Origin of the sequence: Streptomyces sp. NPDC002044, assembly GCF_040296725.1 — a bacterium.
GTDB lineage: Bacteria > Actinomycetota > Actinomycetes > Streptomycetales > Streptomycetaceae > Streptomyces > Streptomyces antarcticus.
This window is the reverse complement of record NZ_JBEOXU010000032.1, coordinates 1-20,593: the sequence shown is the minus strand read 5'-3', so window position 1 is coordinate 20,593 and position 20,593 is coordinate 1. Positions and strand designations below refer to the sequence as shown.

At 70.9% G+C, this 20,593-nt stretch carries 17 protein-coding genes and 1 tRNA gene; 10 read left to right on the top strand and 8 right to left on the bottom strand.

Annotation, left to right across the window (positions count from 1 at the left end; genetic code table 11):
* Positions 1-61: 61 nt before the first annotated feature.
* Positions 62-132, bottom strand: a tRNA-Gly gene (locus tag ABT106_RS11360).
* Between the two features lie 480 nt (positions 133-612).
* Here ABT106_RS11360 and dcd point away from each other — a divergent pair.
* Both dcd and ABT106_RS11350 read left to right on the top strand, forming a co-directional pair.
* Positions 613-1,200, top strand: a complete 588-nt coding sequence (gene dcd / locus ABT106_RS11355; protein WP_351275377.1) for a dCTP deaminase — start codon at positions 613-615, stop codon at positions 1,198-1,200.
* Entirely contained in the window at positions 1,197-1,694 is a 498-nt protein-coding gene (locus ABT106_RS11350; RefSeq protein ID WP_351275375.1) for a phosphoribosyltransferase, read from the top strand. Before dcd ends, ABT106_RS11350 begins: the two co-directional genes overlap by 4 nt.
* 103 nt (positions 1,695-1,797) lie before the next feature.
* On the opposite strand, the gene ABT106_RS11345 is transcribed toward ABT106_RS11350, so the two are convergent.
* From ABT106_RS11345 to ABT106_RS11335, 3 genes are all read right to left on the bottom strand, one after another.
* Positions 1,798-2,709, bottom strand: a complete 912-nt coding sequence (locus ABT106_RS11345) for a YIP1 family protein (protein WP_351275373.1) — start codon at positions 2,707-2,709, stop codon at positions 1,798-1,800.
* A gap of 216 nt (positions 2,710-2,925) precedes the next feature.
* Complete coding sequence (locus ABT106_RS11340; protein ID WP_351275371.1) at positions 2,926-5,577, bottom strand: heterodisulfide reductase-related iron-sulfur binding cluster; 2,652 nt, start codon at positions 5,575-5,577, stop codon at positions 2,926-2,928.
* Positions 5,578-5,688: 111 nt separating this feature from the next.
* On the bottom strand, positions 5,689-6,219 hold the full coding sequence (locus ABT106_RS11335) for a sugar transferase (protein WP_351275369.1): 531 nt from the start codon (positions 6,217-6,219) through the stop codon (positions 5,689-5,691).
* Between the two features lie 343 nt (positions 6,220-6,562).
* Between ABT106_RS11335 and dnaK the strand changes: the two genes are divergently transcribed.
* From dnaK to ABT106_RS11315, 4 genes are read left to right on the top strand one after another with little or no spacing between them, the layout of a single operon-like run.
* Positions 6,563-8,410 (top strand): molecular chaperone DnaK, encoded by a 1,848-nt coding sequence (gene dnaK / locus ABT106_RS11330; RefSeq protein ID WP_267721082.1) that lies wholly within the window; start codon positions 6,563-6,565, stop codon positions 8,408-8,410.
* On the top strand, positions 8,410-9,087 hold the full coding sequence (grpE, locus tag ABT106_RS11325) for a nucleotide exchange factor GrpE (protein ID WP_351275367.1): 678 nt from the start codon (positions 8,410-8,412) through the stop codon (positions 9,085-9,087). The genes dnaK and grpE overlap by 1 nt, the downstream gene beginning before the upstream one ends.
* Before the next feature lie 39 nt (positions 9,088-9,126).
* Positions 9,127-10,338: a molecular chaperone DnaJ gene (gene dnaJ / locus ABT106_RS11320; protein ID WP_351275365.1), complete on the top strand. Its 1,212-nt coding sequence runs from the start codon at positions 9,127-9,129 to the stop codon at positions 10,336-10,338.
* Position 10,339: 1 nt separating this feature from the next.
* Complete coding sequence (locus ABT106_RS11315; RefSeq protein ID WP_351275363.1) at positions 10,340-10,792, top strand: heat shock protein transcriptional repressor HspR; 453 nt, start codon at positions 10,340-10,342, stop codon at positions 10,790-10,792.
* A 119-nt stretch (positions 10,793-10,911) separates the two neighbouring features.
* Here ABT106_RS11315 and ABT106_RS11310 read toward each other — a convergent pair whose 3' ends face one another.
* Positions 10,912-11,904, bottom strand: a complete 993-nt coding sequence (locus ABT106_RS11310) for a helix-turn-helix transcriptional regulator (protein ID WP_267721086.1) — start codon at positions 11,902-11,904, stop codon at positions 10,912-10,914.
* Between the two features lie 449 nt (positions 11,905-12,353).
* On the opposite strand from ABT106_RS11310, the gene ABT106_RS11305 reads away from it, so the two are divergent.
* Positions 12,354-12,668: a (2Fe-2S)-binding protein gene (locus tag ABT106_RS11305; protein WP_351275361.1), complete on the top strand. Its 315-nt coding sequence runs from the start codon at positions 12,354-12,356 to the stop codon at positions 12,666-12,668.
* 164 nt (positions 12,669-12,832) lie between these two features.
* Here the strand turns inward: ABT106_RS11305 and ABT106_RS11300 are convergent, their stop codons facing one another.
* Positions 12,833-13,246 (bottom strand): pyridoxamine 5'-phosphate oxidase family protein, encoded by a 414-nt coding sequence (locus tag ABT106_RS11300; RefSeq protein ID WP_351275359.1) that lies wholly within the window; start codon positions 13,244-13,246, stop codon positions 12,833-12,835.
* Positions 13,247-13,384: 138 nt separating this feature from the next.
* Between ABT106_RS11300 and clpB the strand changes: the two genes are divergently transcribed.
* Together clpB and ABT106_RS11290 are read left to right on the top strand one after the other, a co-directional pair.
* A complete protein-coding gene (gene clpB / locus ABT106_RS11295; protein WP_351275357.1) occupies positions 13,385-15,985 on the top strand; it encodes an ATP-dependent chaperone ClpB in 2,601 nt (866 codons plus the stop codon).
* Between the two features lie 124 nt (positions 15,986-16,109).
* Positions 16,110-16,655, top strand: coding sequence for a type III secretion system chaperone family protein (locus ABT106_RS11290; RefSeq protein WP_351275355.1), 546 nt, complete (start codon positions 16,110-16,112; stop codon positions 16,653-16,655).
* 10 nt (positions 16,656-16,665) lie between these two features.
* Here the strand turns inward: ABT106_RS11290 and ABT106_RS11285 are convergent, their stop codons facing one another.
* Positions 16,666-17,856 (bottom strand): glycosyltransferase family 39 protein, encoded by a 1,191-nt coding sequence (locus ABT106_RS11285; protein ID WP_351275353.1) that lies wholly within the window; start codon positions 17,854-17,856, stop codon positions 16,666-16,668.
* Between the two features lie 160 nt (positions 17,857-18,016).
* Complete coding sequence (locus ABT106_RS11280; protein WP_351275351.1) at positions 18,017-19,207, bottom strand: pyridoxal phosphate-dependent aminotransferase; 1,191 nt, start codon at positions 19,205-19,207, stop codon at positions 18,017-18,019.
* Positions 19,208-19,979: 772 nt separating this feature from the next.
* On the opposite strand from ABT106_RS11280, the gene ABT106_RS11275 reads away from it, so the two are divergent.
* On the top strand, positions 19,980-20,593 hold a 614-nt coding region (locus ABT106_RS11275; protein ID WP_351275349.1), incomplete at its 3' end, for a DUF2617 family protein.

Here is a 20,593-nt window from a genome sequence, read left to right as displayed (position 1 = left end):
CTCCTGATCCGGGCTAGACAACGACGAAGCCCCAGGTCGCTGACCTGGGGCTTCGTAGAAGAGCGGATGACGGGAATCGAACCCGCGCTATAAGCTTGGGAAGCTCATGTTCTACCATTAAACTACATCCGCACAGCGGTCCAGTTGCCTGGATCCGTCTCATTCGTCACTCTACCCCATCGTCGACCCCCGGTGAATTTGCCCCGGGGTCGCTGTCGTGTGTGGCGTACACGGGGGCGTGTGGGGGCGGGAGTTGGGGCGTACCGTGTGAGGGCGGAGCGGCGGCTGGAGTGGGTCGCGAACATCCCTTAATGTGGCGATTCGTCGCAGTGCGCAGCACGGCTCGTTGGGGAAAGGGACTCGATGGAGCACACCGTTGTCCGTTGTGCCGAAGGGCACGTTTTCAGTACCGCCTCGTTTCCGCTGCAGCACCTCGGTGCCGGCCGGATCGGGCCGGGGCGGCTGCTGCGGTGTCCGCGCTGTGCGCGGCTGAGGCAGTCGGTGCCCGTGGGTGGCGGCGTCGCCAAGCGGTAGGCGTAGGGGACGTACGGCCGGGCGCGCGGGCGTCGCTCCGATTGGGGGTGGCCCGCGCGCTCTGCGTATCCTCGGGACGTGCTTCTCTCTGACAAAGACATCCGGGCCGAGATCGACAGCGGACGGGTCCGCATCGACCCGTTCGACGCGTCGATGGTGCAGCCCTCCAGCATCGATGTACGGCTCGACCGGTTCTTCCGGGTCTTCGAGAACCACCGGTACGCCCACATCGACCCCGCCGTCGAGCAGTCCGACCTGACACGGCTGGTCGAGCCCGAGGGCGACGAGGCGTTCATCCTGCACCCGGGCGAGTTCGTGCTGGCCTCCACGTACGAGGTCATCTCGCTGCCCGACGACATCGCCTCCCGCCTGGAGGGCAAGTCCAGCCTGGGCCGCCTCGGGCTGGTGACGCACTCGACCGCCGGGTTCATCGACCCGGGCTTCTCGGGGCACGTGACCCTGGAGCTGTCGAACCTCGCCACCCTGCCGATCAAGCTCTGGCCGGGGATGAAGATCGGGCAGCTGTGCCTGTTCCAGCTCAGCTCGTCCGCGGAGTTCCCGTACGGCAGCGACCGGTACGGGTCCCGGTACCAGGGGCAGCGCGGGCCGACCGCCTCGCGCTCCTTCCAGAACTTCCACCGCACCCAGGTGAGGCACGAGGCATGAGCGAAGTACGCGAGAACCTCAACTACGAGGGGTTCGGGCGCGCCGTCCGCGAGCTGGCGCAGACCATCGCCGACGACGGCTACGAGCCCGACATCATCCTGAGCATCGCGCGCGGCGGGGTGTTCGTCGCCGGCGGGCTGGCGTACGCGCTCGACTGCAAGAACATCCACCTCGTGAACGTGGAGTTCTACACCGGCGTCGGGACCACGCTGGAGATGCCGGTCATGCTGGCGCCCGTGCCCGAGGCGATCGACTTCACGGACAAGAAGGTCCTGATCGCCGACGATGTCGCCGACACCGGCAAGACGCTCAAGCTGGTGCACGACTTCTGCCTGGGGCACGTCGCCGAGGTGCGGTCCGCGGTCGTCTATGAGAAGTCCCACTCCCTCGTGAAGTGCGAGTACGTGTGGAAGAAGACCGACGAGTGGATCAACTTCCCCTGGTCGGTCGAGCCGCCCGTCGTCAAGCGCGAGGGCCAGATCCTCGACGCCTGATCCGGACCGGCAACGGTTTCGTACGGACGAAGGGCCCGCCGCGCAGGTGACTGCGCGGCGGGCCCCTCGTCGTGTTCGGCGGGGTGGTCGCCCCGGTCGGCCGTTACAGCGTGCCGAGCTTGATGATCGACAGCAGTGCGATGAGCTGGATCGCCGACGCGCCCAGGGCCTTCGGCCACGGCAGGTCGTGGGACTTGCTGATCAGCGACGTGAACAGGGCGCCGGCCGCGACCCAGGTGGCCCAGCCGAGGACCTGCACGACCATGTTGTCGCCGCCGAGGAACACGGCGAACAGCAGGCGCGGCGCGTCCGTGATGGACATCACCAGCATCGACAGGCCCACGGTGGGCTGCCAGGAGCCGTCGCCGCCCATCTGGCGGGCCAGGGTGTGCGTCACCGCGCCCAGGATCAGCCCGCAGATCACGAAGGCCGCGCCGGTGCTGAGGACGATCGGGATGGCCGAGCCGAGGGGCGCCTTGATGGCGTCCTCACGGGCGTTGTCGAAGCCGAACACCGCGAGCATCCCGTAGAGGAAGGTCACGGTCAGCGCCGGGCCCCAGACGGCGAAGTCGCGCATCTGGAGGAAGGTCTGCCCGGGGCGGGTCACGATGCCGCGGAGCAGTTCCTTCCACGGCAGCCGCGGGCCGGACGGCGCCGCCGCGGCCGAGCCGGCCTGGTAGGTCGCGCCCTGGCCGTACGGGTCCTCGCCGATGGAGAACGCCCGGGTGTGCCCCGGGTTGTCGTTCCCGTACGCCGGCCCGGGCGCGGGGGCGCCGGGTGAGCCGGGGGCTCCGTGACCGTACGGGGGCCGCCCCTGCGGGTGCTGACCGTACGGGTCGAAGTACTCGGGCTCGCCTTGGTCTCCCGGGGCCTGCGAGGGCCACTGCTGTTGCGGGGGGTAGGGCTGCTGGCCGTACGGCGGCGGCGGTTGCTGCTGACCGTACGGCTGCTGCTGCGGGGGTTGTTGCGGGGTGCGGTTGTTGTCCCGGCCGCGTCCGATCCTGAATCCAGCCACGTGATCGAACGTACCTGGTCCCGCGGGTCCCGGTGGCCGGGCGGCCGGAACACGCGGCCTTTGCGGCTGACCTGTGACATCCCCTAGGGGAACCCCGGGGGGTTCTCCCCACCCCCGCGTGATGTCCGGTGTGGAGTGAAATGGCTCTACCGCGGAACGCGCGACGGCCGGCCCCCGGGTGGGGGACCGGCCGTCGCGGTGGTCGGCTGGGGGCGGTTACTTGCCGCTCTCCGCCGTCTGGGGCTTGCCTTCCGCCTCGGGCTCCTTGGCCTCGGGCTCCGCGGCCTCGGGCTCGGCCTCGGGCTCGGATTCCTTGGCCTGGGGCTCCGGCTTCGCCTCGGCCTCGGGCTCCGGCTTCGGCTCGGCCTCGGGCTCCGGCTTCGCCTCGGCCTCGGGCTCCGGCTTCGGCTCGGCCTCGGCGACCGGTGCCGCTTCTGCCTTCGGCTCTGCCTTCGGCTCTGCCTTCGGCTCGGCCTCGGCAGGAGCCGGGGTGGGCTCCGCCTTCGGCTTGGCCACCGCGGCCGGCTCCGCCTTCGGCGCGGCCGTGACGGCAGCCGTCGTAGCCGTAGCCGTAGCCGCAGGCGCCTCCGCCTTCGCGGCGGGGGCCACCACCGGCTCGGGCTCGACCAGCGGCTCGGGCTCCGGCTCCGCCACCGGCTCCGGGGTCCTCACCGACTCCAGCAGCAGCTGCGCCACGTCCACGACCTGCACGGACTCCTTGGCCTGGCCGTCGTTCTTCTTGCCGTTGACCGAGTCCGTCAGCATCACCAGGCAGAACGGGCACGCGGTCGAGACGATGTCCGGGTTGAGGGACAGGGCCTCGTCGACGCGCTCGTTGTTGATGCGCTTGCCGATCCGCTCCTCCATCCACATCCGCGCGCCACCGGCGCCGCAGCAGAAGCCCCGCTCCTTGTGGCGGTGCATCTCCTGCTGGCGCAGGCCCGGCACGGCCGACATGATCTCGCGCGGCGGCGTGTAGATCTTGTTGTGCCGGCCCAGGTAGCACGGGTCGTGGTACGTGATGAGGCCCTCGACCGGCGTCACCGGCGTCAGCCGGCCCTCGTCGATCAGGTGCTGGAGCAGCTGCGTGTGGTGGATGACCTCGTACTCGCCGCCCAGCTGCGGGTACTCGTTCGCGATGGTGTTGAAGCAGTGCGGGCAGGTCGAGACGATGCGCTTCGCCGACTTCGGCTTCTTCGTCGACGGGTCCTCGTCGTCCTCGCCGAAGGCCATGTTCAGCATGGCCACGTTCTCCTGGCCGAGCTGCTGGAACAGCGGCTCGTTGCCCAGGCGGCGCGGTGAGTCACCCGTGCACTTCTCGTCGCCGCCCATGATCGCGAACTTGACGCCCGCGATGTTCAGCAGCTCCGCGAAGGCCTTCGTCGTCTTCTTGGCCCGGTCCTCCAGCGCGCCCGCGCAGCCGACCCAGTACAGGTAGTCGAACTCCGAGAGGTCCTCCGCGTCCTTCCCGATGATCGGGACCTCGAAGTCGACCTCCTTCGTCCACTCGACGCGCTGCTTCTTGGCCAGGCCCCAGGGGTTGCCCTTCTTCTCCAGGTTCTTGAGCATCGTGCCCGCCTCCGACGGGAACGCGCTCTCGATCATCACCTGGTAGCGCCGCATGTCGACGATGTGGTCGATGTGCTCGATGTCGACCGGGCACTGCTCCACGCACGCGCCGCAGGTCGTGCAGGACCACAGGACGTCCGGGTCGATGACGCCGTTCTCCTCGGCCGTCCCGATCAGCGGGCGCTCGGCCTCGGCGAGGGCGGCCGCGGGGACGTCCTTCAGCTGCTCCGCCGTGGCCTTCTCGTTGCCCTCCATGTCCTTGCCGCCGCCCGCGAGCAGGTACGGGGCCTTGGCGTGCGCGTGGTCGCGCAGCGACATGATCAGGAGCTTCGGGGACAGCGGCTTGCCGGTGTTCCAGGCGGGGCACTGCGACTGGCAGCGGCCGCACTCGGTGCAGGTGGAGAAGTCGAGGATGCCCTTCCAGGAGAACTGCTCGACCTGGGAGACGCCGAAGACGTCGTCCTCGCCCGGGTCCTCGAAGTCGATCTCCTTGCCGCCGCTCGTCATCGGCTTCAGCTCGCCGAGTGCGACCGCGCCGTCGGCGTTCCGCTTGAACCAGATGTTCGGGAAGCCGAGGAAGCGGTGCCAGGCGACACCCATGTTGGTGTTGAGCGAGACGACGATCATCCAGACCAGCGACGTGCCGATCTTGATCATCGCGGTGAAGTAGATGGCGTTCTGCAGGGTGCCGAGCGAGAGTCCCTTGAAGGCCAGCACCAGCGGGTACGACACGAAGTACGCCGGGTCGTACGAGTCCACGTGGTGGATCGCGCCCTCGAGGCCGCGCAGGGCCAGGATCGCCAGGCCGATCGTCAGGATGATGTACTCGACGAAGTACGCCTGCCAGGCCTTCGAGCCGGTGAAGCGGGACTTGCGGCCGGCCCGCGACGGCAGGTTCAGCAGCCGGATCGCGATCAGGACGACGATGCCCACGACCGTCATCAGGCCGATGAACTCGATGTACATCTCGAACGGCAGGAAGCCGCCGATGACCGGCAGCGTCCAGTCGGCCTGGAAGAGCTGGCCGTACGCCTGCGCCAGCGTCGGCGGCAGGGTCAGGAAGCCGATCGCGACGAACCAGTGCGCGAAGCCGACGATGCCCCAGCGGTTCATCCGGCTGTGGCCGAGGAACTCCCGGGCCAGGGTGAGCGTTCGAGCCTTCGGGTCGTCCGTACGGCTGCCCGCGGGTACGGGCTGGCCGAGCTTCACGAACCGGTAGATCTGCGCCACGGCTCGTGCGAGCAGCGCGACGCCGACCACGGTCAGGACCAGCGACACGATGATCGCGGCGAGTTGCATGGAAGGGCTCCTCGGGCGGGGACTTACTAAGCGGTAACTTATTGAGTCAAGGCTTGAGGTTACCCATTCTCCGCGCCGCAATGTAGGCGAGCGTGCGGTGATCTGTGTCGCTCAGGCATACCTGTGCCGGTAGGCCGCGCGAGGGGTCTGAGCGAGGATCGCGAGATCCATCCCCAGCCAATGGCTCTCCACATAGTGCCGGTCGAGCAGGGCCATCTCCTCCCAGGGCAGGTCAGAGCGCGCGCTCACCTGCCACAATCCGGTCATTCCGGGGCGAACGAGCAGCCGGTCGGGCCGGTCCGTACGCGGCTCGGGGCGCGGGCCGACCAGGGACATCTCGCCGCGGAACACGTTGAGGAGCTGCGGGAGCCCGTCGAGGGCGCACCGTTCGACCGCCGCCCCGGCCCGGCCCGCGCCGTCCGTGCGCAGCCGGTACGCCAGGAACGGGCGCCCGGCGAGCCCCGCCGCGGGCTCCCGTACGAGGATCCGCCGGCCGTGCGCGGTCGCGAGCGCGGCGGCGGCCAGGGCGAGCGGCGCCGCGCACAGGGCCAGCAGGATCGCGGCCCCGATGAGGTCGAGCACCCGTTTCGCCGGCGGCCGGACCGGCCGCGGGAGGGGGAGGGCGGCGAGCGTCAGAGGCATGCCGAAACGGTCCCGCACGGCGACGGCGCGCCCGGCACGCCGCGCGGCGGGCGGGGGCCGGACGGGTGCCAGCGCTGAGCCGTTCGGGTGGAACCGCGCCCCCGGCGGCATCCCGCGGGCGTCCCCGGGGCGTCTGCGGGGTGTCCCGTGGATCGCGCGGCGAGCCCGCCGGGAGCCGGTCCCCGGCCCCGCCGCCGCACGCTTCGGCGGGCCGGGCCGGGGTCGGTAGTTGCGCGTAAGGATGGCTTAAAGGTTGAGTCGGCTCGACTCAGCTCTGTTGACGCACGCGCGACGATCATGCATGGTTGAGTCTGTTCCACTCAAGTCAGCTGGAGGAATCGAAATGGCACGTGCGGTCGGCATCGACCTGGGCACCACTAACTCCGTCGTCAGCGTTCTGGAAGGCGGCGAGCCCACCGTCATCACCAACGCCGAGGGCGCCAGGACCACGCCGTCCGTCGTCGCCTTCGCGAAGAACGGCGAGGTGCTCGTCGGCGAGGTCGCGAAGCGCCAGGCGGTCACGAACGTGGACCGGACCATCCGCTCCGTCAAGCGCCACATGGGCACTGACTGGAAGATCAACCTGGATGGCAAGGACTTCAACCCGCAGCAGATGAGCGCCTTCATCCTGCAGAAGCTCAAGCGGGACGCCGAGGCGTACCTGGGTGAGAAGGTCACGGACGCGGTCATCACCGTCCCGGCCTACTTCAACGACTCCGAGCGTCAGGCGACGAAGGAAGCCGGCGAGATCGCGGGCCTGAACGTCCTGCGCATCGTCAACGAGCCGACGGCCGCCGCCCTGGCCTACGGTCTCGACAAGGACGACCAGACCATTCTGGTCTTCGACCTCGGTGGCGGCACCTTCGACGTCTCGCTCCTCGAGATCGGCGACGGCGTCGTCGAGGTGAAGGCGACGAACGGCGACAACCACCTCGGTGGCGACGACTGGGACCAGCGCGTCGTCGACTACCTCGTGAAGCAGTTCCAGAACGGCCACGGCGTCGACCTGGGCAAGGACAAGATGGCGCTCCAGCGCCTGCGCGAGGCCGCCGAGAAGGCGAAGATCGAGCTGTCCTCCTCCACGGAGACCTCGATCAACCTGCCCTACATCACGGCCTCCGCCGAGGGCCCGCTGCACCTGGACGAGAAGCTCACGCGCGCCCAGTTCCAGCAGCTCACCTCGGACCTCCTGGACCGCTGCAAGACCCCGTTCCACAACGTCATCAAGGACGCCGGCATCCAGCTGTCCGAGATCGACCACGTGGTCCTGGTCGGCGGCTCCACCCGCATGCCGGCCGTCGCCGAGCTCGTCAAGGAGCTCACCGGCGGTCAGGACGCCAACAAGGGCGTCAACCCGGACGAGGTCGTCGCCATCGGCGCGACCCTCCAGGCGGGCGTGCTCAAGGGTGAGGTCAAGGACGTCCTGCTCCTCGACGTGACCCCGCTGTCCCTCGGTATCGAAACCAAGGGCGGCATCATGACCAAGCTCATCGAGCGCAACACCACGATCCCGACCAAGCGGTCCGAGATCTTCACGACGGCCGAGGACAACCAGCCGTCCGTGCAGATCCAGGTCTACCAGGGCGAGCGCGAGATCGCGGCGTACAACAAGAAGCTCGGCATGTTCGAGCTGACCGGCCTGCCGCCGGCCCCGCGTGGCGTCCCGCAGATCGAGGTCTCCTTCGACATCGACGCGAACGGCATCATGCACGTCACGGCCAAGGACCTCGGCACGGGCAAGGAGCAGAAGATGACCGTCACCGGCGGCTCTTCGCTCGGCAAGGACGAGGTCGACCGCATGCGCCAGGAGGCGGAGCAGTACGCGGACGAGGACCTGCGCCGCAAGGAGGCCGCCGAGTCCCGCAACCAGGGCGAGCAGCTCGTCTACCAGACGGAGAAGTTCGTCAAGGACAACGAGGACAAGGTCCCGGCCGACGTCCGGACCGAGGTCGAGACGGCCGTCTCCGAGCTCAAGGAGACCCTCAAGGGCGAGGACACCACCGCGATCCGCACCGCGACGGAGAAGCTCGCCGCGGTCAGCCAGAAGCTGGGCCAGGCGATCTACGCCGACGCGCAGGGCGCCCAGGGCGCGGCCGGCGCCGCCGGTGACGCGGGCCAGGCCAAGGCCGACGACGACGTGGTCGACGCCGAGATCGTCGACGACGAGAAGCCGAAGGGTGGCGCTGCCTGATGTCGGAGGAGACCCCGGGATTCGACGAGAAGCCCGAAGTCCCCGCCGACGGCACGCCCGACGAGCCGAAGGCCGCCGACTCCGCCAAGGAGGAGGCGGCGGCCCCGGCCGGGGACGACGCGCAGGCCGCCGGCCAGGAGACGGCGCTGCTGGCGCAGCTGGACCAGGCCCGTACGGCGCTCTCCGAGCGCACCGCGGACCTCCAGCGGCTTCAGGCGGAGTACCAGAACTACCGGCGCCGGGTGGACCGGGACCGGATCACCGTCAAGGAGGTCGCGGTCGCGTCCCTCCTGACCGAACTGCTCCCGACCCTGGACGACGTCGGCCGGGCGCGGGAGCATGGCGAGCTGGTCGGCGGTTTCAAGTCGGTGGCCGAATCGCTTGAGACGGTCGCCGCCAAGATGGGCCTCCAGCAGTTCGGCAAGGAGGGCGAGCCCTTCGACCCGACGATCCACGAGGCCCTCATGCACTCGTACGCGCCGGACGTCACCGAGACGACCTGCGTGGCGGTCCTGCAGCCGGGCTACCGGATCGGCGAGCGTACGATCCGCCCCGCACGGGTCGCGGTGGCCGAGCCCCAGCCGGGCGCGGCCCCCAAGTCCGCGGGCTCCGACTCCGCCGACGCGGAGGGCGAAGCACCGTCGGACAAGGACGCGGATGCCCCCGACAAGGGCTGATGCACCACACGTAGAGGCACGAGAGGAGGGACACCGGGGATGAACACGAAGGACTTCGTCGAGAAGGACTACTACAAGGTCCTCGGTGTCCCGAAGGACGCCACCGAGGCCGAGATCAAGAAGGCGTACCGGAAGCTCGCCCGCGAGTTCCACCCGGACGCCAACAAGGGCGACGCCTCGGCCGAGGAGCGCTTCAAGGAGATCTCCGAGGCGAACGACATCCTCGGTGACCCCAAGAAGCGCAAGGAGTACGACGAGGCCCGCTCCCTGTTCGGCAACGGCGCCCTCTTCGATCGTGGCGGTCGTCCCGGTCCGGGCGGGGGCGGCGGCTCGTTCAACTTCGACCTCGGCGACCTCTTCGGCGGCCAGCAGCCGCAGCAGGGCGGCCCGGGCGGCGGCTTCGGCGGCGGTCTGGGCGACGTCTTCGGCGGCCTGTTCAACCGCGGCGGAGCCGGCGCCGGCGCCGGTACGGGCACCCGTACCCAGCCGCGCCGGGGCCAGGACGTCGAGTCGGAGGTCACCCTCTCCTTCACGGAGGCGGTGGACGGGGCCACGGTCCCGCTCCGGATGTCCTCGCAGGCGCCCTGCAGGGCCTGTTCGGGCACCGGCGACAAGAACGGCACCCCCCGGGTGTGCCCGACCTGTGTCGGCACCGGCCAGGTCTCGCGGGGCAGCGGCGGCGGCTTCTCCCTGACCGACCCGTGCGCGGACTGCAAGGGCCGCGGCCTGATCGCGGAGCACCCCTGCGACATCTGCAAGGGCAGCGGGCGCGCCCGCAGCTCCCGCACCATGCAGGTCCGGATCCCGGCGGGCGTCTCCGACGGCCAGCGGATCCGGCTGCGGGGCAAGGGCGCGCCGGGCGAGCGCGGCGGTCCCGGCGGCGACCTCTACGTCGTCGTGCACGTCGACGCGCACCCGGTGTTCGGTCGCAAGGACGACAACCTGACGGTGACCGTCCCGGTGACCTTCGCCGAGGCCGCCCTGGGCGCCGACATCAAGGTCCCGACCTTGAACGGCCCCTCGGTGACGCTGAAGCTGCCGCCGGGCACGCCGGGCGGCCGCACCATGCGGGCCCGCGGCAAGGGCGCGGTCCGCAAGGACGGCACCCGCGGTGACCTGCTGGTGACGGTCGAGGTGGCCGTCCCCGCGGAGCTGTCGGACGAGGCGCGCGAGGCGTTGGAGAAGTACCGCGAGGCGACCGGGGCGGAGGACCCGCGCTCCGCGCTGTTCGAGTCCGCGAAGGGAGCATGACATGGACGGCCGCCGGAGGAATCCCTATCAACTGACCGACGAGACCCCGGTCTACGTGATCTCGGTGGCCGCCCAGCTCTCGGGTCTGCATCCGCAGACCCTGCGGCAGTACGACCGGCTCGGCCTGGTCTGCCCGGACCGCACGGCGGGCCGCGGCCGGCGCTATTCGGCCCGGGACATCGAACTGCTCCGCACGGTGCAGGCGCTGTCCCAGGACGAGGGCATCAACCTGGCGGGCATCAAGCGGATCATCGAGCTGGAGAACCAGGTCACCGCGCTCCAGCAGCGCGTGGCCGAGCTCGCCTCCGCGGTGGACGGCGCGGCCGCCGCGCTCCAGGCGCGCGAGGCCCAGGTGCACGCCTCGTACCGGCGCGACCTGGTCCCGTACCAGGCCCCGCAGCCGGGCAGCGCCCTGGTGGTGTGGCGCCCGACGCCGAAGCGTCCGCTGGACTGACGTTCGCCGTACGCCGAAGGCCCCGCCCGGGAACGCTCCGGGCGGGGCCTTCGCGTACGCGCGGCGCATCGGCCCTACAGCGTCGGCCCCTACAGCGGCGGCCCCTACAGCGTCGGCCCCTACAGCGGCGGCCGGCCGGCCGGGCCCGAGACGCGGCCGAGGATGCCCGACTGGGCGATCAGGTAGCCCAGCTGGGCGCGGCTGCCGCTGCCCAGGGCGGTGGCCAGCTTGGCGATGTGCGCGCGGCAGGTGCGGACGTTCATGCCGAGGCGGCGGGCGATGGCCTCGTCCACGTGTCCCTCGACGAGGAGCTGGGCGATGGAGCGCTGCACGCCGGAGATCCCGGAGGGCGTCGGGTCGTACGGGATCTGCTCGTTGAGGGGGGTGGCGCGGCGCCACAGCTGCTCGAAGACGCGGACCAGGTAGCGCACGAGTGCCGGGTGGCGCAGTTCCAGGGCGATCTGCTGGTCGTCGCTGGCCGGTATGAAAGCGACCGATTCGTCGCAGATGATCAGCCGCTCGACCAGTTCCTCGAGTGTCCGGATTTCGACCTTGCCACTGGCCATCCGGTCGACGTAGGCCATGGTGCCCCGGCTGTGCCGGACGGTGTGCTGGTACAGGGTGCGCATGCTGACGCCCCGCCGGATGAGCGGCTGGTCGCGCTCGATCGCCTGGTTGAGTATGTTCTCCGAACGCCCGCCGCCCGGCTGGATGGTGAGCATCTCCGCCTGGCACTCGGCGGTGGCGACGTTGAGCGCCGCGTTGATCCTGTTGAATCCCTCCAGCACCGTGATCGCGTGCGTGGGCGCGGGAGTCAGCGCGCTGATGGCCATGAATGGCTCAAACGCTTCGGCGAGCTCGATCGAGGAGCGCCTGCGGTGCAGGATCTCCCGTTCCAGCGGGTGGAGCCGTTGGGCCAGTGCGACCGACGGTGGAACCGGGCGGAGCCAGTTGTCGTCGTCGGGATCAGGGTGCAGCAGCGCGAATTCCAGCAGGCAGGGCACCTGATCGACCTCCTCGCGGGCGATTCGGCCGGAGCTGAGGGCACTTGCGTACAGCTCTGCCCCCAGGTCGCACAGGTCCGTCACCGCATGGGGATGTGTCTGGTTCATGCGCATAATCGGCAAATCTCCCACCCCCAGGGTCCTGCATGTACAGGAACATGATGCATCGCCACGGTGGCAATGGCGTGGCTCGATCAGTCATCGTCTGAGATGCGGGGGAGAGGAATCCATCAAGTGAGGACAACGTCGACCATGTACAAGAAATTGCTTCGCTCGGTGGCTGCCATTGCTCTCTCTACGGCTGCTGCTGTCGGTGGAATCTCGCTCGCGGACAGCGGCTGGGGCAGCGCTCCCGCCGACAGCGGCTGGGGGGCCGGTGTCACCAGTGATGACAGCGGCTGGGGAACACCCGGCAAGAGCGACAGCGGCTGGGGAAGTGTCCGGGCCGACAGCGGCTGGGGACCGTCGTCGCCCAAGGACGACAGCGGCTGGGGCAGCGCGCCGGCCGGCGCGCGGTCCGACAGCGGCTGGGGTGTGGGTGGGAAGTCGTCGGACGCATGACCCCCGACGACCGCGGTTTCCGCCGCGAAATGGCCTCTGCCTACCGTTCCGGCTGGCAGTTCATCGACCTTGCCACCGCGATCCCGTACTCCGGGGACTCGCTGATGGTCACCCTGTTCGGTCAGCCGATCGTCGTCGTGCGCGAGGAGGACGAGGACGTACGTGCCTACCGGTGCCTGCGCCGTCCCAGGGGCGCACCGCAGCCCGTCCGCTGCGAAGTGCGCTACGGAATGGTCTTCGTCAATCTTGATCAGCGCGATCACCAGCTCTTCGAACCCGACATCACCACCGCCACCCCCCGCAGTGCCTGAAGCGATTCCCCCGTCGTTGCAGATCGCTCAGGCGCTACCCCCACACAGCGGCGCCATCGTGGACCTGACCACGATGGCGCCGTTGTGATGTCCGCGTCCAGTGATCGACCGGACAAGTTGAAAGTGGTGCGGCCCGGTTCCGCCCCTGGTGGCGCCGTGCGCCCTCAGGCCCGGCCCATGGCCCGTTGCAGGGTGATCTCCACGACCACGCGGTCGGGGTTGGGCGAGGGGGTCCGCCCGTAGCGCACCGCGTAGCGCGCCACCGCGTCGGCGACCGACGCCTCGTCCGTACGGACCACCGCGCGCCCCTCCAGGGTGGCCCAGCGGCGCCCTTCCATCTGGCAGACCGCGACCCTCGCCCCGCCCGGCTCCGCGGCGGCGGCCATCAGGATGTTGCGGACCTTCCTGCTGTGCCGGTTGCTGATCACCCGGGCCAGGCCGGCCTCCGGGTCGTACGTCACGCCGACCGGCACCACGTGGGGGGAGCCGTCGGGGCGGTGCGTGGTCAGCGTGCAGACGTGCCGTTCCCGCCAGAAGGCGAGGTACTCGGGCGTCGGGTTGAGTACGTCATGGGACATGGCCCGAAGCGTACGTCCACGGCCGGACGCGCCTACGGGTGCCCGCAGGAGTACCGTTCTTCACCTTGAGTGGACTAGACTCAACTTTGCATAAGTCGACTCTGTCATGGTTACCCCTTGGGGGAGAGGAGAAGCGCAGTGGACGCCGAGCTGACCAACAAGAGCCGGGACGCGCTGAACGCGGCCACCAGCCGGGCCGTCAAGGACGGCCATGCCTATCTGACCCCCGCGCACCTGCTGCTGGCCCTGCTCGCCGGCGAGGACAACGAGAACGTCGTCGACCTGCTCGTGGCCACGGACGCCGACCAGGCGGCCGTACGGGCCGCGGCCGAGCGGCTGCTCGCCGCCCTGCCCAGCGTCACCGGCTCCACGGTCGCGCCGCCGCAGCCCACCCGCGAGCTGCTCGCCGTACTGGCCGAGGCCGACGCCCAGGCCGGGAAGCTCGGCGACGACTACCTCTCCACCGAACACCTCCTCATCGGTACGGCCGCCAAGGGCGGCGCCGCCGGTGAGGCACTTTCCGGCCAGGGCGCGAGCGCGAAGAAGCTGCTGGCCGCCTTCGAGAACGCACGAGGAGGACGGCGGGTGACCAGCCCCGACCCCGAGGGCCAGTACAAGGCCCTGGAGAAGTTCGGCACCGACTTCACGGCGGCCGCCCGCGAGGGCAAGCTCGACCCGGTCATCGGCCGGGACCAGGAGATCCGGCGCGTCGTCCAGGTGCTCTCGCGCCGGACGAAGAACAACCCGGTGCTCATCGGCGAGCCCGGCGTCGGCAAGACCGCCGTCGTCGAGGGCCTGGCCCAGCGCATCGTCAAGGGCGACGTCCCCGAGTCGCTGAAGAACAAGCGGCTCGTCTCCCTCGACCTCGGCGCGATGGTCGCCGGCGCCAAGTACCGCGGCGAGTTCGAGGAGCGGCTCAAGACCGTCCTCGCCGAGATCAAGTCGAGCGACGGCCAGATCATCACCTTCATCGACGAGCTGCACACCGTCGTCGGCGCGGGCGCCGGCGGGGACTCCGCCATGGACGCGGGCAACATGCTCAAGCCCATGCTGGCCCGCGGCGAGCTGCGCATGGTCGGCGCGACCACCCTCGACGAGTACCGCGAGCGGATCGAGAAGGACCCGGCGCTGGAGCGGCGCTTCCAGCAGGTGCTGGTCGCCGAGCCGTCCGTCGAGGACACGATCGCCATCCTGCGCGGGCTCAAGGGCCGCTACGAGGCCCACCACAAGGTCGTCATCGCCGACAGCGCCCTGGTCGCGGCCGCCACCCTGTCCGACCGGTACATCACCTCCCGTTTCCTGCCCGACAAGGCCATCGACCTCGTCGACGAGGCCGCGTCCCGGCTGCGCATGGAGATCGACTCCTCCCCGCTGGAGATCGACGAGCTCCAGCGCTCCGTGGACCGCCTGCGGATGGAGGAGCTGGCGCTGAAGAACGAGTCCGACCCGGCCTCCCGCGAGCGCCTGGAGCGGCTCCGCAAGGACCTGGCGGACAAGGAGGAGGACCTGCGCGGCCTGACCGCCCGCTGGGAGAAGGAGAAGCAGTCCCTCAACCGGGTCGGCGAGCTGAAGGAGCGCCTGGACGACCTGCGCGGTCAGGCCGAGCGAGCCCAGCGCGACGGCGACTTCGACTCCGCCTCCAAACTGCTCTACGGGGAGATCCCCGGCCTGGAGCGCGAGCTCGCCGAGGCCACCGAGGAGGAGGCCGAGGCGTCCAAGACCGGCGCCGCCAAGGACAGCATGGTCAAGGACGAGGTCGGGCCCGACGACATCGCCGACGTGGTCGGCGCCTGGACCGGCATCCCGGCCGGCCGCCTGCTGGAGGGCGAGACGCAGAAGCTGCTCCGCATGGAGGACGAGCTGGGCCGCCGCCTGATCGGCCAGGGCGAGGCCGTACGGGCCGTCTCCGACGCCGTGCGCCGCACCCGGGCCGGGATCGCCGACCCGGACCGCCCGACCGGCTCGTTCCTCTTCCTGGGCCCGACCGGCGTGGGCAAGACGGAGCTGGCCAAGGCCCTCGCCGACTTCCTCTTCGACGACGAGCGGGCCATGATCCGCATCGACATGTCGGAGTACGGCGAGAAGCACAGCGTGGCCCGCCTCGTCGGCGCCCCGCCCGGCTACGTCGGCTACGAGGAGGGCGGCCAGCTCACCGAGGCCGTCCGCCGCCGCCCGTACAGCGTGGTGCTGCTGGACGAGGTCGAGAAGGCCCACCCGGAGGTCTTCGACGTCCTGCTGCAGGTCCTGGACGACGGACGCCTCACGGACGGCCAGGGCCGGACCGTGGACTTCCGCAACACCATCCTGATCCTGACCTCCAACCTCGGCAGCCAGTTCCTGATGGACCCGGCCACCCCGGTGGAGCAGAAGAAGCAGCAGGTCCTGACCGTGGTCAGGAGCTCCTTCAAGCCGGAGTTCCTCAACCGCCTGGACGACCTGGTGGTCTTCTCCGCGCTCAGCGGCGACGAGCTGGCGCACATCGCCCGGCTCCAGATCGGCCGCCTGGCCAAGCGGCTCGCCGAGCGGCGCCTCACCCTCGACGTCACGCCCGAGGCCCTGGCCTGGCTGGCCGACAAGGGCAACGACCCGGCGTACGGAGCCCGGCCGCTGCGCCGCCTGATCCAGACGGCGATCGGCGACCGCCTCGCGAAGGAGATCCTCTCCGGCGAGGTCCGCGACGGCGACACCGTACGGGTCGACGTGGCCGGCGAGGGCCTGCTGGTCGGCAAGGTCCTCTGACGTCCGTCCGCTCCCGCCCCCTGGGGTTCCCCTGTCCGCCCGGAGCGGATCGGGCCCCCGGGGGTGGACACGGGGTGGGCGCGATGGGGGAGGATGCAGGTATCCGCACGAAGGGAAAATCACGGTGAGCATCGACCCGGCCTCGATTCCGAACTTCGGAGGGCAGCAGCCCGATCCGCAGGCCACAGGACCGGCGGGCCCCGTCGTCCCCGACCAGGATCTGGTCAAGCAGCTGCTGGAACAGATGGAGCTCAAGTACGTCCTCGACGACGAGGGTGACCTCGCGGCGCCGTGGGAGGAGTTCCGCACGTACTTCATGTTCCGCGGCGAGGACGAGCAGCAGGTCTTCTCCGTGCGGACCTTCTACGACCGCCCGCACAAGATCGACGAGAAGCCGCAGCTGCTCGAGTCGATCGACGACTGGAACCGCCGCACCCTGTGGCCGAAGGTCTACAGCCACACCCACGACGACGGCTCGGTCCGTCTGATCGGTGAGGCGCAGATGCTGATCGGCACCGGCGTGAACCTGGAGCACTTCGTGTCCTCCACGGTCAGCTGGGTCCGCGCGTCCATCGAGTTCGACAAGTGGCTCGTCGAGCAGCTCGGCCTGGAGAAGGACGTCGACTCCGCCGAGGGCGACGAGGACAAGAACGACGACGCCGGCAACTAGCCGTCGCCCGTCACAGCGGTACGCGCGCCACGAGCAGCAGGTACAGCCCGTAGCCGTACGAGAGCCCGGCCAGCCCCGCGGTCACCACGACCGAGGTGCGCGGCCGGGCTCTCGCCATCGCGGCGGCCGCCGGCAGCAGCAGCGGGAACGCCGGGAGCAGGAAGCGGGGCTTGGACTCGAAGAAGCCGGCCCCGCCGAAGGCCATCAGCAGCAGTACCCCGGTGTACGCGAGCAGCGGCAGCGGCGTGCGGTCCAGCAGCAGGCCCGCCGCGAGCAGGCCCGCCGCGGCCAGGAGCACCACGGTCACGGTGGTCGCGAGGGTCACGTGCCCGCCGGTCAGCACCCGCTCGGCGGAGCGCAGCGCCCCGGCGCCGAAGTCGAAGCGCGAGCCCCACTGCCGCTGCACGGCGAAGTAGCCGCCGAGGAGGTCTCCCGTCCGGGCCCCGACGGCGAGGACGTACGCCGCCCAGCCCGCGGGCGCCAGCAGTGCGGCCGCCCACACCGCGGGCGCGCGGGACCCGCGTACGGCGACCGCGTACAGCGCGGCGGCGCACACGGCGGCCGCGACGGCGAGCCCGGTGGGCCGGGTCAGCCCGGCGAGGACGGCGAGGCCGGCGGCCCACAGCCAGCGGTCGCGCAGGAGGGCGTACAGGGCCCAGGCGGCGAACGCGGCGAGCAGGGCCTCGGTGTAGGCGAGGGTCAGCACCACGGCGTGCGGGAGGGCCGCCCACAGCCCCACGAGGAGCAGCCCGGCGCGGGCGCCGAGGAGCCGCTCCCCGACCCGGTAGACCCCGACGGCGGCCGCGGCGGCGGCGACCCAGGCGACGAGGAGCGCGGCGGGCGCGGGCCCGCCGGGCAGGACGGCCGCCACGAGCCGGATCAGCGCCGGGTAGAGCGGGAAGAAGGCCGTGTCGCTCTGGACGGCACCGGTGCCGGTGACGGCGTCGGGCCACATCAGGGTGCGGCCGTAGCCGCGGGCGGCTATCCCGAGGTACCAGCCGGAGTCCCAGGACGCGCCGAGCACCTTGAGCGGGTCGCGGCCGGCCCACCAGGAGCCGAGGCCCACCACGAGCACCCCGGCCCCGCGGACGGCGGCGAACACGCCGAGCGCGAGCACGGACGCCGGGGCGGCGGCCCGGACGGCGCGCAGCGCGCGCATCTCCAACGGAGACGCGGACACCGCGGCTCGGCCCGTTGCCATGTGTCCCGACTTTCCGGCTCGTCGTTCGTACGCTCATCCGATGATGAGAGCTTCGGGCTCCTTCAAAGCCGCCAGCTTCACACCGGCCTCGCCCACCCCGCAAGCGCCTCCGGAAACCGCCCTCCGGCCGACCGCCCGTGCGGCGGGCCGCCCGAACGGTCTAGAGGCGGCGCAGGCGCTGCGCCGCCTCCTGGAGCACCTCGGTCTTCTTGCAGAAGGCCCAGCGGACCTGGGTGCGGCCGGCCTCCTGGTCGTCGTAGAAGACCTGGTTGGGGATGGCGACGACCCCACAGCGTTCGGGGAGGGCGCGGCAGAAGGCCAGGCCGTCCTTCTCGCCGAGCGGGGTGATGTCGGTGGTGATGAAGTACGTGCCGCGCGGGCGGAAGACCTCGAACCCGGCCGCCGTCAGGCCGTCGGCGAGGATGTCGCGCTTGGCCGCCAGGTCGGTGCGGAGCCCGTCGTAGTAGGCGTCCGGGAGGGCGAGGGCCTCGGCGATGGCGTACTGGAAGGGGCCCGACGCGACGTACGTGAGGAACTGCTTCGCCGAGCGGACCGCCGCCACCAGCTCCGGCGGCGCCGTGACCCAGCCGACCTTCCAGCCGGTGAACGAGAACGTCTTGCCGGCGGAGGAGATGGAGACCGTGCGCTCGCGCATGCCGGGCAGGCCGGCCAGGGGGACGTGGGCGCCCTCGAAGACCAGGTGCTCGTACACCTCGTCCGTGACGACGAGGAGGTCGCGCTCGACCGCCAGTTCGGCGACCGCCGTCAGCTCGGCGGGGGTGAGTACCGTGCCCGTCGGGTTGTGCGGGGTGTTGAGGAGGATCAGGCGGGTGCGCGGGGTCACCGCCGCGCGCAGCTCGTCCAGGTCCAGTGTGAAGGCTCCCGCGTGGGGGCGCAGGGTGACGGGGACACGCACCGCGCCGGCCATGGCGATGCAGGCGGCGTACGAGTCGTAGAACGGCTCCAGGGCGACGACCTCGTCGCCCGGTTCGAGGAGGGCCAGGAGGGTGGCGGCGATGGCCTCGGTGGCGCCCGCCGTGACCAGCACCTCGCTGTCGGGGTCGTAGCCGAGGCCGTAGAAGCGCTGTTGGTGGGCGGCGACGGCGGCGCGCAGCTCCGGGACGCCGGGGCCGGGCGGGTACTGGTTGCCCAGGCCGGTGAGGACCGCGCGGGAGGCCGCCTCGGCGATCCGCGCGGGGCCGTCGGTGTCGGGGAAGCCCTGGCCGAGGTTGATGGCTCCGGTGCGGGCGGCGAGCGCCGACATCTCCGCGAAGATCGTGGTCCCGAAGGCCGCCAGGCGGCGGTTCAGGAAGGGGCGGTTGCTGCTCACGGGTGCGGTCATGGGCGCCATCCTGCGGGCAACCTCTGGACTTGCTCAAGTGCGCTTTGGGGCGTGGGGCCGATGGGAATCCCCCTGTCACGCGGGACGCGGGGATCCCGTTCCCCCGGGAAGACCGGGGTGTGAGAGAGGGGCGGGCATCATGTTCGTCTTCGGAATGATCCTTCTTGTCATCGTCGTCGCCGTCGCCGTGATCCTGGCGATCTGGGCCGTCAAGCGCGCCGTGACGTCCGCCTCGGGAGGGGGCTCCGGCAGCGGTGGGAGCGGCGGCAGCGGCAGCAGCTGGTGGGCGGGCGGAAGCGGTGCGTCGCACTCGTGTTCGAGCAGTTCGTCCTCGTGCGGGTCCTCCTCGTCCTGCGGAGGGTCGTCGTCCTCCTGCGGTGGCGGCGGAGGGGGGTGCGGTTCCAGCTGAGGCGGGGGCGGCGGGGGACCGCGCACGCGCGGGCGTGAAGGCGGGCGCTGAGGCGGGCGGGAAAGCGGCTGTGAAAGCGGGCGTCCGAGGGGGTCCGGAACTCCTCGGACGCCCTCCCGCCCGCCCCGCACGGCGACGCGCGGGACGCAACTCGTTGAACACGTGAACTGTGGAGCCCCCGGGGGGATGTAAACCCCTTCAAGTTGGGTAAAACCGCTGTGAGTGCCGTGCCTTTCATGATTCCCTCGGTTGAGTAGACCAGTCCTCGGACCTCCCTGGACTTCCTGTGGACCCGTGCCGGTGTCCCCCCACCCGTTGACTACCGCTGGCGGGCCCCGGCCCATCTCCCTCGCGCGTTTGCGGAGCCGACTCATGCTCACGACCCTCCAGACCTCATACACCGACACGCGTGCCGCCGACCTCGCCTGGGCCCTGGGTCGGGACCGGCTGCCCGCCCTGGCCGTACTGAATCTCGAACTGGATGGCGCAAAGGTTGAGTTGCGCCTGCTGGGGGCCTCCCATCAGGTGCTCCTCGAGGAGGGCGACGTGCTCTGCTCGGAGACGGTCGCCTGCATGCCGGGCAGCAGTACGCCGCTGCCGCTCGGCGTGGCCAAGCGGGTGGGCGACTGGGAGTACGAGTTCGCCGCGCGGGTCGAGACCCTGTCCCAGGGGTCCTTCGCCGGACGGGCGCAGGAGCTGCTCGCCCTGGTCGCCGACCACCCGAACGGGCTAGCGGGTACGTTCCCGGGCAGTCCGCACGCCTTCACGGCCCTGCTCGCGCAGCGGTACGAGGGGCAGGTGCGCTGGCGGACCTGGCACGCCTATCCCCAGGAGGGCCAGCTCGTGGCCACCCGGACCCGGGTGGGCGTACGGATGGGTGCGGCGGCCGCGGCGGCCGCCGCGGCCGCCGCCCCGGTGGCCAGCCCCGGGGTGCTCGAGGGCGGGCCGCCGCGGGCGGGCCGGTGCCGGTGCGGGGCGGGGCGGGT

Bases quoted from the DNA above. Each gene is read 5' to 3' on its own strand.
- ABT106_RS11350 (WP_351275375.1), top strand. From the start codon at position 1,197: ATGAGCGAAGTACGCGAGAACCTCAACTACGAGGGGTTCGGGCGCGCC.
- ABT106_RS11340 (WP_351275371.1), bottom strand. From the start codon at position 5,577: ATGCAACTCGCCGCGATCATCGTGTCGCTGGTCCTGACCGTGGTCGGC.
- ABT106_RS11335 (WP_351275369.1), bottom strand. From the start codon at position 6,219: ATGCCTCTGACGCTCGCCGCCCTCCCCCTCCCGCGGCCGGTCCGGCCG.
- dnaK (WP_267721082.1), top strand. From the start codon at position 6,563: ATGGCACGTGCGGTCGGCATCGACCTGGGCACCACTAACTCCGTCGTC.
- grpE (WP_351275367.1), top strand. From the start codon at position 8,410: ATGTCGGAGGAGACCCCGGGATTCGACGAGAAGCCCGAAGTCCCCGCC.
- dnaJ (WP_351275365.1), top strand. From the start codon at position 9,127: ATGAACACGAAGGACTTCGTCGAGAAGGACTACTACAAGGTCCTCGGT.
- ABT106_RS11315 (WP_351275363.1), top strand. From the start codon at position 10,340: ATGGACGGCCGCCGGAGGAATCCCTATCAACTGACCGACGAGACCCCG.
- ABT106_RS11310 (WP_267721086.1), bottom strand. From the start codon at position 11,904: ATGAACCAGACACATCCCCATGCGGTGACGGACCTGTGCGACCTGGGG.
- ABT106_RS11305 (WP_351275361.1), top strand. From the start codon at position 12,354: ATGACCCCCGACGACCGCGGTTTCCGCCGCGAAATGGCCTCTGCCTAC.
- ABT106_RS11300 (WP_351275359.1), bottom strand. From the start codon at position 13,246: ATGTCCCATGACGTACTCAACCCGACGCCCGAGTACCTCGCCTTCTGG.
- ABT106_RS11285 (WP_351275353.1), bottom strand. From the start codon at position 17,856: ATGGCAACGGGCCGAGCCGCGGTGTCCGCGTCTCCGTTGGAGATGCGC.
- ABT106_RS11280 (WP_351275351.1), bottom strand. From the start codon at position 19,207: ATGGCGCCCATGACCGCACCCGTGAGCAGCAACCGCCCCTTCCTGAAC.